The 12,296-nt window shown below is 65.6% G+C and carries 5 protein-coding genes; 2 read left to right on the top strand and 3 right to left on the bottom strand.

Going from position 1 to position 12,296, the window contains the following annotated elements; genetic code table 11:
- Window positions 1-51: 51 nt before the first annotated feature.
- Window positions 52-3,897, bottom strand: a complete 3,846-nt coding sequence (locus NTH_RS17120; RefSeq protein WP_338531149.1) for a TonB-dependent receptor — start codon at window positions 3,895-3,897, stop codon at window positions 52-54.
- Between the two features lie 59 nt (window positions 3,898-3,956).
- Window positions 3,957-8,117 carry a DUF7507 domain-containing protein gene (locus NTH_RS17115; protein WP_338531148.1) on the bottom strand — a complete coding sequence of 1,387 codons (4,161 nt, stop codon included), beginning with the start codon at window positions 8,115-8,117 and terminating at the stop codon, window positions 3,957-3,959.
- Between the two features lie 1,063 nt (window positions 8,118-9,180).
- On the opposite strand from NTH_RS17115, the gene NTH_RS17110 reads away from it, so the two are divergent.
- Window positions 9,181-11,142, top strand: coding sequence for an acetyl-CoA carboxylase biotin carboxylase subunit (locus NTH_RS17110; protein WP_338531147.1), 1,962 nt, complete (start codon window positions 9,181-9,183; stop codon window positions 11,140-11,142).
- A gap of 156 nt (window positions 11,143-11,298) precedes the next feature.
- On the opposite strand, the gene NTH_RS17105 is transcribed toward NTH_RS17110, so the two are convergent.
- The gene (locus NTH_RS17105) at window positions 11,299-11,565 is read right to left on the bottom strand and encodes a sel1 repeat family protein (protein WP_265515635.1); all 267 of its coding nucleotides are present in this window, start codon (window positions 11,563-11,565) and stop codon (window positions 11,299-11,301) included.
- Window positions 11,566-11,954: 389 nt separating this feature from the next.
- On the opposite strand from NTH_RS17105, the gene NTH_RS17100 reads away from it, so the two are divergent.
- Window positions 11,955-12,296 (top strand): DUF2147 domain-containing protein, encoded by a 342-nt coding sequence (locus NTH_RS17100; protein ID WP_338531146.1) that lies wholly within the window; start codon window positions 11,955-11,957, stop codon window positions 12,294-12,296.

Genomic DNA, 12,296 nt, shown 5'->3' with positions numbered 1-12,296 from the left:
TCGTCTGGGGCCTCCCCGCGCCGTCGGCGCGGGGAGGCAGCTTCCGGCAGGTCAGAACTTTCCGACGACGTTGAGGAACGGTCCCTTGTCGTCCAGCGTCAGGTCGCGCAGGTCATCGGAGAACCGGCCGAAATTATAGCCCGCGCCGACTTTGAAGTTGTTGCCGACATGGCGGTAGAGCGCGGCCAGGAAGCCGTAGTCCGCCGACTTGATGGTGGGCGTGTAGAACGCCCTGCCTTCGACGAGGGCATCCCAGTTCTTCACGATATGAAGGTCGGCGCGCACGATGCCCAGATGGGCCGCCGAATCCTCCCATTCGCCGAAACCGCCTCCAGAGCCCGACATGCGATACCGCACCTCGCCGAAACGGGCGCCGTACTTGCCGCCGACGGAAAGCCACGGCAGGAGGTCGTAGGTCAGGTCGGCCGAAACGATGTGGCTGCGCTGCAGCGGCCCGCCGGAACTCCCGGTCATCGAGCTGATCTGGTCGTTGCCCGGCAGGTCGTAGAGGAACGTGTAGCGCAGCAGCGCGTTCAGGCGGTCGTGATAGGCCGGCCGGTAGGCATAACCCATGGAGGCTTCCACATAGTCGCCGTCATTGACGATTCCCTCGTCCGATTCGGAAAGGACGGCGTCGACATTGGCCAGCACCCGGCCGCTTTCGTCATGGCTCCAGGTGCCGCCGGTGGCAAGCACATAGGTATTGCGGTTGCGGCTGTCGTCCTCGGAGCGCTCGAAGCGGGCTTCGCCGCGAATCCGGGCGCTGAGGCCCAGATCGTCATCCTTGTAGGCGACCGCCAGCGAGCCGGAATACCGATCGAAGTCGGTCCTTTCCAGGCCGGTGAGGCTGTCGATGCTATCGTCCTTGACCTGGCCGGCCTCGAAGCCCGCATCCACGGTCCAGAGCGGATCGGGCGTATAGACGACGCCGTAGGTCTGGGCGAGCGAACGCTTGCGTCCGAACAGGTCGTAATTGGTCTCCGAATAGGCCGAGGTCACCTCGTTGAGGCGGCGGCGGAGGCCCCCGACGATGGCACCCCGATCGACACCGTAGAGCGCGTCGGAGCGGCTGATATCGAAGGCGCGGTCGGGGTCCAGCCGGTAGCCGATATAATAGTGATCCTCCACCGTCGGGTCATAGGTGATGGCGGCAAGACCACCCAGCCCCCTGGTGCCGTAGGACACTTCGCCCTTGGCGCCGACCTTTTCCGTCAGCAGGACCTCCGCGCCGACGCCAACCCTGTCGTTTTTCTCGATATCGCCTTTCCGGTCGAAGGTCGTCTGGGCGAAGCCGTAATAAAGGTAATCCTCGTCCTGGCGGTAGTCGACCCGAACGCCGGCATCCATGCGCCGGCCGTTATAGCCCTTCTTGCCCGAGCTCACGGCGCCGGGCGAATAAAGGTCGGAATAGGACACGCCGAAGGCGACTTTCCAGTAGGCGTCGTACTGCCAGCTCAGCGCCACTTCGCCGTCGCGCTTCTTTTTGCCGTCGCCGTCCTTGAAGTCGTCATAGGAAACCTCCAGATCGACCGCGCCGGTCATCGGCACGTCCATGTGCAGGCCCCAGGACCGCTGGTCGGTGCGGACCTGCTCGGTGATGGAGGTGAAGCCCGCCTCCTTGCGCTCGAAATAGCCGCCGATCACGCCGGGAATGCCGACACGCTGGAAGTCGGCCAGGTCCATCTGGGCACCCACCATCCAGGCCATCGCCGACCGGTCCGCCATCCCGGCCTTGGGATCGTCGGTAATGGTGAGGCCGCCATCGACCGAGCGCGAGGTTCCGAAGCCCGAGCCGGAGGAGCGGGCCACCTCGGCCTCGAAATAGGTCGTCTCCGACCGCCGCACGACGATGTCGGCGCCCAGGGCCTGCTGGTCGGCGTCGCCCGTCTCCTCGCTCATTCCCGTCACGCCGACCCGCACGCGGTCGCCGATCCAGCGCTGCGCACGGCCGCCATAGATATAGCCGTCCATGTCGCCGGCATCGGGCACATATTCGTATTGGGTGACGAGATAGACCTTGTTCTCGCCAAGCGCGCCGTCGCGGACCGGTCCCATGCCCGCGCTGGTGGAGGAAAGCGGACGCTTCAGGATGATCACGCCCTGCAGGTAGTCGATCGTATAGTCCTCGCCATGGACGAGCGCACGGCGCTCGACCAGCCGGCCGGTTACATGGTCGCGCGTCTCGATGGTGACGGTTTCGGACCCGATGGTGATGTCCTGCCGCTTGAGGAAATACGCCGACCCTCCGGTCGCCAGGAACTCGTCGCGCTGGGGCAGCGTGTCGGGCAAGGCGGCATAGGCCGTCACCTCGCCCTTGCGCTCGCCGAAGGACGTCGTATTCTGCGACCGCAGCACGGCGTTGGCGCCGTAGAGGCCGCGGCTCGATGCCAGGAACCGGGTGCCCGTGACGTGGGTCTTGTAGTTGCCCCACATGACGTGGCTGTCGCCGCGCTCCAGCCGGACGTAGAACTTGCCCTTCGTTGGCGCATCCTCGACCGAGGTCGAATCATCGCCATAGACGGGGTAGTATTTGTCCGGGTCGATCTTGCGCAGAAGCTTCTTGGCGTCTTTCTCATCGAGGTTGCGGAACAGGTTCTTGATGTCGTCCTCACCGGTGTCGGCGGCGGCGGTGAGAAGGAACCGGCCCTTGATCTTGCCTCTCAGATAGAAGGCCAGCCGGCCCTTCTGGTAGACTTCGTCATATTCGCCGGGGCGCACCCCTTCTATGCCTTCGTCACCGGTGCGTTTGCCGACGGTGTAGTCGGCCAGGCCCACATAGAACCACTCATTGGCGGGAATGTTGATGTCGCGCGAGAAATAGAGCGCGCCGGCCTTCATGGGGCCGTCGATGGCGACGTCGACGACGTGATCGCCGGGCGGCAGGATGCGCTGGGCGACGAATGCGCCATTGGGATCGATCGGCATGAACTCGTTGAAGGCCGCGATGCTGTAGCCTTCCGGGACGTTTCGCCCGTATACGGTGACGGCGCCGCCATGGACGGGAATATTGCGGATCGCGGTCCGATCCTCGGCCATGCCCGGCGCCACCGCGCCTCGCGATTCCGCCGCGATCTCCTGCCCGGTTCGCGCCAGCGACAGCGGAATGGTCTCGTCGAACCGTCCCTTGCTGTCATAGACGCGCAGCGTATAGGAATAGTCGCTTCCATATCCGGCGGGCATGATCCAGCCCGTCTCCCCGTTCAGCATGGCCGGGACGATATCGACCGGGCGCCGCGAGGGATTGTCTCCTTCCCGGAAGATGCGGATTTCCGCGCGCTCGATGAATGCCGGATAGTTGGTGGTCGCCAGGAAGCTGACCGGCTCCCCGGCAGCATAGGTCCGGCGCACGGGCACGGTCGAGACGTTGAGCAGGGGCGTCTGGTCGAGGCCGTCGAACTTGACCTGGATGTCCACGGCGCTGAGATCGACATCGGCCTTGCGCTGGCGGTCGACGTTACGCGCACCGGGGTCGGAGCCGAAGACCCCGCTGTCGGTGATGTTGCCGGACTCATCCACGATCTGCCCGTCGACGGAGATCATGAAGGGTATGCCCGGCTGGTCGTAGATCGTGTCCTGTTCGACATTGCTGCCGACGCGTTGGCTGCGGGTACCGGCATTGTCGATCATCTTGCCGCGGATGAAGGAGTGGCAGGCCGGGCCGACGCATTGCGTCTCCATGCCTTCGGTAAGCTGGCTGGCGTCGGGGCTGTCGACCAGCCAGCCGGCGACACCGGCGGCGCGCGCGGGCGGCGGCGTCATGCCGTCGGCAAGCTCGCTTGCGTTGGCGCCGTCGACCGACAACCAGGCTGGATCGGCAGCCCGAACCGGCGAGGTGGCGAGGAAGACTGATACCAAGGCGCTCGTCGCGAAGAGCAATCCATCTCGTGCATGTCTCATGTTCTGATACCGTAGTTGCTTGTTCATGATGTCGGCTCGGCTCGCGTTCGTTGAGGGGCTCATCTTGTTTTCTCCTGTTGGTAGACCGGTGCTTTGATGGCCCCTTTGGCGCGTGACTGGCCGGTCTGGACGCGGGTTTCGATGTGGAGGGTGTATTTGGGGGCGGACTGCTTCCAGCGGTGCTGGATGAGCTTGCGGACGGCTTTGGTGCGTTTGGCGGCGGTTCTGCGGTCGGTGCCCTGGTCGATATAGGCAAGGCGCAGGGTCGAGGGCTCGGCCGACAGCAGCGCGATGAGCTGGCCGAGGCCCTGCTCCCATTCGGGCCTGAGCGCGGTCGAGCCGGGCTCGAAGGCCTCGGCCGTCAGGTCGAGCCGCACCAGGCGGCCGATGGCGGCCGCGAAGTTGAGGCGCGAGGCCTTGCCGGCGGTCAGCCGCACCGTGCGCGGGTTCTCGCTCACCATCCGGTAGCCGGTCGGCAGGGTGCGCGGGTCGAGCTTCATGATGAAGGTCGAACCGATGCGCTGGTCGGGCAGGTCGGCGCAGGCCACGTGGAAGCGGCCGTGCCTGTCGGTGGTGATCAGCAGCCCGCTGACCGTGGCCACCCGGACGCCCGGCAGGCCGCGCTCGCCGTCGTCCTGATAGCCGTTGCGGTTGGCATCGTCGAACACCTTGCCGATGACGTCGCCGCAGTCGAACACCGGCTCGACCACCACCTCGACGGTCGCCGTGGCGTCGCGGGTGAGCGGGCGGCCATTGGGGGCCAGCACCCGCGCCCGGTTGACATATTTGCCGGGCTTGGCCGAGGCGCTCGCGACCAGCGACAGTTCGATCACCGTGTCCGCATCGGCGGCGATGGTCAGGTCCTTGAAGGTGAGGAACTGGCCCTCGACCTCAGGCGCGAAGGCAACCCCGTCGACGCTGGCCGAGCCTTCAAGGAAGGCGAAGCCGGACGGCATCTGGTCGACCACCGTGCCGGTCGCCGCCCCGTCGGTGAGCGAGCGCACGGTGATGGTGTAGGGCACGCGCCCGCCGCGCATGACCTGTTTCTGCCGTGCCGTCTTGGTGATGGCAAAGCCCGGCAGGGTCAGAACCGCCGAGGCCGGCGGCGAGACTACCTCACCCCCGTCGCGGGCCGCGCGGCCGGTGGCGGCGGCCTCGTTGACCACGCCTTCCTCGACGCCCAGCACATGGTCGAGGTCGGCCTCGGCCAGGCTGTAGGTCGCGGTGAAGACCTGGGCTTGCCCCGGCGCAAGGCGCACCGGCCCCGGATCGAAGGAAGACAGGCTGCCGGCCGGCGCATGGCCGTCAAAGCGCGGGCCGGGATCGGACGGGGTGACGTCGTCGACGGTCACATTGCCGGTGTTCTCCACGGTGAAGCTATAAAGGATCCCCTCGCCCGGATCGGCGAAGCCGTTGCCGTCGGCATCGTCGATGATGCCGGACTTTTCCAGCGCCAGCACCGCGTTCTGCGGCAAAAGCAGCACCGTCGGATCGTCCGGTTCGCCGTCGCCCTCGGGATCGGCATTGGCGGCCTCGGCCGGATCGTCGGACATGTCCGTCACCGCATCGCCATTGGGGGCGGACCCCGAAACGACCGCCACCGCATCGAGGCGCCCGGCGTCGATGTCGGCCTGGGCCAGCGGATAGGACGAGGCGAAGGTGACGGCATCCTCCGCCCCCGGCGCCAGGCTGGCCAGCGTGCCGCCCACCGGCACCAGGGCCAGCGGCCGGATCGCCGCCGCCGAGGCGGGCGCGGCGTCCTTGAGCTCCACGTCGAACGAAGGAATGGTGATGTTCGACAGCGTCACATTGCCGGTGTTCCTCACCGTGAAGCGGTAGGCCACGGCCTCGCCGGCATCGGGGAAACCGTCGCCGTCGGCGTCGACCACAGAACCGGTCAGCTCCAGTTCGATGGCCGGGTTGGGCGCGAACGGGATCACCGTCTGATCCCCCGGCACCCCCTCAGGCGGCCGTGACACCGCCGTCACGTCGTCGCCATTCGGCGCCTTGCCGTTCACGGTGGCGACATTGGCGAAGGAGCCTGAATCGATGTCGGCCTGCGTGATCACGTAATGGCCGGTGAAGCTCGTCGCATCCACCTGCCCGGGCGCAAGGCTGATCGGACCGCCGGTCACCTCCGCCCGGTCGTCCTCCACCGTCACGTCATGCACCGTCACATTGCCGGTGTTGGTGACCGTGAAGGCATAGACCACCCGCTCCCCCGCATCCGCAAACCCGTCGCCATCCGCATCCTCCAGCGTCGCTTCCTTGACGAAGTCGACGGAGGCGTCGGCATCGACAGGCAGGTCGGTGCTGTCGCCCGGACTGCCGCCGGGAGGGCGCGAGCGCTTCGGCACATCGCCGCCGTTCGGGTCCTTGGCATTGGCATCGGCCACATTGGCGATGGTGCCGGCGTCGATGTCGTCCTGGGTGACGAAGTAGACGCCGGTGACCGAGGTGGAATCCACCTGCCCCGGCGCCAGCGACGGGATCGGGCTGCCCGACACCGTCGCCCGGCTGTCGGTGACGGTGACATTCGTCAGCGTCACATTGCCGGTATTGGCGACCGTGAAGATGTAAACGAGCTTCTCTCCGACATCGATCCGGCCATTGCCGTCGGCGTCGTCGTGGGTCACCTCCTTGACGAAGTCGTAATCGGCGACCTGGGTGACGCCGCCGGGCGGCCGTGTCGGGTCGCCCGGATTGCCCGAAGGCGGCCGCGACTGCCTGATCACGTCGTTGCCGTCCGGATCCTTGGCCACCGCATCGGCCAGATTATCGAGATTGCCGGCATCGATGTCGGCCTGGGTGACCGTATAGGTGCCGGTGACCGAGGTGGCATCCACCGCGCCCGGCGCCAGCGTGGCGATCGGGCTGCCCGACACCGTCGCCCGGCTGTCCGTCACCGCCACATCGGTCAGCGTCACGTTGCCGGTGTTCTCGACCGTGAAGGTGTAATCAAGCCGCTCGCCCGCGTCGATCAGGCCGTTGCCGTCGGCGTCGACATGGGTCACGTCCTTGACGAAATCGTAGTCGGCGACCTTGTTGACCCCACCGGGAGGGCTGGTCGGGTCGCCCGGATTGCCCGAAGGCGGCCGCGACTGCTTGTTCACGTCGTTGCCGCCCGGATCCTTGGCCGTTGCGTCGGCCACATTGTCGAGATTGCCCGCGTCGATATCGGCCTGGGTGACCGTATAGGTGCCGGTCACGCTGGTCGTATCCACCGCGCCCGGCGCCAGCGGCCCGGCAATCGGGCTGCCGGAGACGGTGGCGCGGCTGTCGGTGACGGCCACATTCGTCAGCGATACATTGCCGGTGTTCTCGACCGTGAAGGTGTAGGAAAGTTCCTCGCCGGCATCGATCAGTCCGTTCCCGTTGGCGTCGTCATGGGCCGCTTCCTTGATGAAATCGTAATCGGCGACCTGCGCGAAACCCGGAACGCCGGTAGGATCGCCCGGCGTCCCGCCGGGTGGACGCGAGGTTACCGTCACGTCATTGCCGCCCGGGTCCTTGGCCGTGGCCGAGGCCAGATTGTCGAGGTCACCGGCTTCGATATCGGCTTGCGTCACCGTGTATGTGCCGGTCACGCTGGTCGCATCCACCGCCCCCGGCGCCAGCGGCCCGGCTATCGGGCTACCCGAGAGGACCGCGCGCGAATCCGTAACCACCACATCGGTCAAGGTCACATTGCCGGTATTCTCGATGGTGAAGGTGTAGTTGATCGTCTCACCGGCATCGACACGCCCATTGCCGTCGGCGTCGTCGTGGGCAGATTCCTTGATGAAATCGTAGGAGGGAGACGCCGCGATGGTCACGACGGTTGCCTGCTGGCTTCCACCCGCGGAGGAGCGTGAAACGGCGCTGAATTCGCCCGTGCTTGCGGTTCCGACGCCGGTCGCCTGGTTGGAAATCCCGCCCGCGTCGATGTCTTCCTGGACCAGCGTGTAAGTGGCTTCATAGGTAGCGGTCTCGCCCACCGCAAGCGTACCTTCAGGCGAACCGCCGCTGCTCGAGACGAAGTCCGGGCCGGTGGTCAGCGAAAGCGGCGTGCCATCGGCGCGCTCCAAGACATCCTCGCTGATCGCCACGCCCGTCAGCGGCTCGGCGCTCGTGTTCTCTACCTCCATGGTGAAGGTAACCGTATCGCCCGCCATCGACGCACCGCTCGAAGCCGTCTTGACGACCTCGATCAGGTCGGCACCGAGGACAAAACTGATCAAGCAGGCGGTGGGGCCACCTGCACTGTCCGCCGCAACTGTCAGCGGTTGGGTTGCGGCGGTCGCCGTGAACTCAAAGACCTGCTGAGTCCAGTTGCTGGTGTCAGGAAATGGGATGAATTCCGAATGACCCGTCGTGGAAATGATCATTCCTGCACATGGCTCGGTGTAGGCGGAATTATTTCCCCTCGCCAGGCCAAAGAAGGTCACTCGATAATCGCGCCCCGCTATGAGGCCCGTCATCTGGGTGCTAATGGCCTCGCCATGAACCATACTCGCAAAGGTCGTATCGCCTGTTGGAGGCGTCGGAAGTGGAGCATTGATCCATGGCGCGCTGTTCCATCCCCATATTTGCAGCGTCGAGCAGTCGGGGGAGCCGGCAGCATTTGTCCATCCCGCCGGCGTGACTCCTCCCGCAGTGGGTAAACATGGGGCCGTCGGCGGAATGTTCTGCGCGCTTGCCGTCTGCGGCGCGGATGTCAGGAGGATTCCGGCCAGGAACAGCGCGAGAAGTCCGGCGCGGGCCGTGAGCCCGCAGAGTGAGAACACCAGCGAATGACGCCGGACGATGGCACCGGGATGCATCTTCCCGTGAGGAGCGGCGAAACAAGAAAGCAGGACTTGAAGCAGATTGGACATGGAAACCCCATTGCGCGAGCGGTGTCACGGTGAAGGCCCGGTGCCGGGCAACGCGGGTACTGTCGAAGGACGCGGGTGTGGCGGAGGCCTGCTAGCAGGGGGACAGCCACGGACCGACTCACGGCCGGATACAGATTCGTGAGCACCATTAGGCGGCAGCGGGCATGCCGATCAGTGTCCAAAGGGTATGGTTACGGTTAACGTGGGGCCCCTAAGCGCCCGCCTCGGTCATCGACGCCGTTCCGCGGGAACGCCCCGCTCCACCGTAAAGGGGAATGTGCGGCCAGGGCGCGCGGCGTGCTGGCCGGGGACCCGTTCCACGGTCTATAAGATCGGCTGTCTTTTACTTTTCCGCCTTTGTGCGGGTGTCGGGTGATCTCACCTGAGTGAAGCCGCCATCGTGGTCCGTCTTTTTTCGGGAGGTTCAATGTTTCGCACGATCCTGATCGCCAACCGGGGCGAGATCGCCTGCCGGGTCATCCGCACGGCAAAGCGCATGGGGGTGAAGACGGTGGCGGTTTATTCCGATGCCGACCGCAACGCCCTCCACGTTTCCCTGGCCGACCGCGCGGTGCCCATCGGCCCGGCCGCAGCAGCGGAAAGCTATCTTGACGGCGCGAAAATCATCGCCGCCGCGCGCGAGACGGGGGCCGAGGCCATTCATCCGGGCTATGGGTTCCTGTCGGAGAACCCCGGCTTTGTGGAGGCGGTCGAGGCCGCGGGGCTCACCTTCATCGGCCCGTCAGTCAAGGCTATCCGCGCTATGGGGCTGAAGGATGCGGCCAAACGGTTGATGGAAAAGGCCGGCGTGCCCGTGGTGCCGGGCTATCACGGCGAGGCGCAGGAACATGTGGTGCTGGCCACCAAGGCCAACGAGATCGGCTACCCGGTGCTGATCAAGGCGCGGGCCGGCGGCGGCGGCAAGGGCATGCGCCGGGTCGACCGCCCGGAGGATTTCGCGGAAGCACTGGCGTCCGCCAAACGCGAATCCAAGGCTGCCTTCGGCGATGCCCAGGTGCTGGTGGAAAAGCTGATCGACAAGCCGCGCCATATCGAGGTGCAGGTGTTCGGCGACAATCACGGCGGTGCCGTGCATCTTTACGAGCGCGATTGCTCGGCCCAACGGCGGCACCAGAAGGTGATCGAGGAGGCCCCTGCTCCCGGCATGACTAAAGCCATGCGCACCGCCATGACCGAGGCGGCGGTCACCGCCGCCAAAGCGATAGGCTACAGCGGCGCCGGCACGATCGAGTTCATCGTCGACGCGTCGGGCGGGCTGCGGCCGGATCGCTTCTGGTTCATGGAGATGAACACCCGGCTGCAGGTGGAGCACCCCGTCACGGAGATGGTGACGGGGGTCGACCTCGTGGAATGGCAGCTGCGGGTGGCGGCCGGCGAGAGGCTGCCGCTGCGGCAGGAGGAGATCAGGCTTTCCGGCCACGCGGTCGAGGCGCGCATCTATGCGGAAGACCCGGCGCGCGACTTCCTGCCGGCGACGGGCCGGCTGCATCATCTGAAGTTCCCCGAAGCGCTCGATGGCGGATCGGTACGCGTGGATGCCGGGGTGCGGCAGGGCGATGAAATCTCACCCTTCTACGACCCGATGATCGCCAAGGTGATCGTGCGTGCCGACGACCGGGCGAAGGCGCTGGAGGCGCTCGGCAAGGCGCTGGACGAGACGGAAATCGCCGGATGCACGGCCAATGTGCCGTTCCTGGCGCGGCTCGCCCGCAACGGGGAATTTGCGTCAGGCGATATCGATACAGGCCTGATAGGCCGTCATATGGATACGCTGCGGCAGGGCCGGACCGCCGGAACGCATGCCGTTGCGCTGGCGGCGCTGGCAGCTTCCGGTGCTAAGCGCACACCGGCCGGTGACGACCCCTTCGACGCCTTTGAAGGCTATGGGCACTTCAGCCGGCTTGGACATCGCGGGCGGCTGGCGGGAGCCCAGGGAGAGTGGACCTATGCCCTGGAAGCCCTCGGCGGCGGGCGGTTCTCGATCACGCTGCGCGACAGCGAGGGTGCCGAGGAGACCGTCACGCTAGGCCCGGACGAGGCAACGCGGGTCGTGCAATGGCCGGGGCATGTCGCGGTATTCGACGGGCCGGAATGCCATGTCTTCCAGAGCTTCGATCCGTTCAGCCTGGCCGAGGAAGCCGCAGCGGGCGGCGGCAGCCTGCGCGCGCCGATGCCGGGGCTGGTGAAACTGGTGCGGGTGGCGGCCAACGATACCGTGGCCAAGGGGCAGGCCCTGCTTGTGCTGGAAGCCATGAAGATGGAGCACACGATCACCGCGCCTCACGACGGTGTCGTCGCCGAGATTGCCAGTGAGGGGACGCAGGTCACCGACGGGATGGTGCTGGTGCAGTTCGACGAGGCGGGCTGAGAGCGCGGCGGTAAATCACAACTTGCAGAACCGGACCCGGCAAAACAACAGCGCCGCGCCGGCTTCTTCAGCCTGGCGCGGCGCTCTTCGGCTCGTAAGCCGGTGCCCCCGCACTACCCTTGATCGGCCTCCATTTTTCCGCCGATGCCGTAAAGCTCAATGCATGGTCATCCATTCGCGCGCCTCGCGCAGGGCGCGGGCGATCTCGATCTTGGACATATTGGCCGCCAGTTCGGTGCGCAGCTCGGCAGCGCGGGCCGAACCCTTGATGGCCGCGATGTTGAACCATTTATGCGCCGCGACCAGGTCGACGTCGCAATCGCGGCCGGTCGCATACATCATGCCGAGCTGAAAGATCACATCGGCCTGCGCACCTGCCCCGATGGCGCCTGAACCTGCTTCCTGAAAGTCAAAACGTGCCATTTTCAAGTCCCCTGTCTTCCTGAGAGCGGCCCGCCCTCCTTGTCCCCTGGAGCGGTGCTGCGATGGATCGAAGAATGGCGGAGAGGATTGAAATCGGCGTTAAACAGCTTGATTAATCAGGCGAAAACAAAGTTCAAACATTCGGTAAACAGGTAGGATCCGTTAAGGATAGGAAGTCGGGATTGCCGGGCTTTCGCACGCTGCTTCGTTAAAATGAGGACGAGAGGGGGCAACGCTTTCCTAACCACGAAACGGGTTTCGGCACGCATGGGAGCGGCTGGGGACCGGCTGGCGGAAGCAGGTGAAATCCTCTTTCGCTTGCCGCGCCGTTGTATTACTCTTACGTCTGCGTAAGCCAATTGAGCGGTCGAACAGGGAGGAACGGGACCATGCGCAGAGTGCTATTGACGGGTATCGCGTTGCTGATGGCGGGCGGAGCGGCGCTCGCCGATCCCATCGAGGGCCGCTGGAAGACGAAATCGGGCAACACGGCTGAGATCGTGCCGTGCGGCGGCCAGTACTGCATCACGCTGAAGACGGGCGAGCACGCCGGCAAGCAGATCGGCAAGTTCAAGCCGGAAAGCAACGGGCAGTATACGGGAACCGTGACGGACCCGGCCAACGACAAGACCTATTCCGGCAAAGGCAGCCTCAGCGGCAACTCGTTCAAGATGGGCGGTTGCGTGCTTGGCGGGCTGATCTGCCGCAACGAAACCTGGTCGCGCATGTAA

Origin of the sequence: Nitratireductor thuwali (assembly GCF_036621415.1) — a bacterium.
Lineage (GTDB): Bacteria > Pseudomonadota > Alphaproteobacteria > Rhizobiales > Rhizobiaceae > Chelativorans > Chelativorans thuwali.
This window is presented reverse-complemented; position numbering and strand designations above follow the sequence as displayed.

Bases quoted from the DNA above. Each gene is read 5' to 3' on its own strand.
- NTH_RS17120 (WP_338531149.1), bottom strand. From the start codon at position 3,897: ATGAGACATGCACGAGATGGATTGCTCTTCGCGACGAGCGCCTTGGTA.
- NTH_RS17110 (WP_338531147.1), top strand. From the start codon at position 9,181: ATGTTTCGCACGATCCTGATCGCCAACCGGGGCGAGATCGCCTGCCGG.
- NTH_RS17105 (WP_265515635.1), bottom strand. From the start codon at position 11,565: ATGGCACGTTTTGACTTTCAGGAAGCAGGTTCAGGCGCCATCGGGGCA.
- NTH_RS17100 (WP_338531146.1), top strand. From the start codon at position 11,955: ATGCGCAGAGTGCTATTGACGGGTATCGCGTTGCTGATGGCGGGCGGA.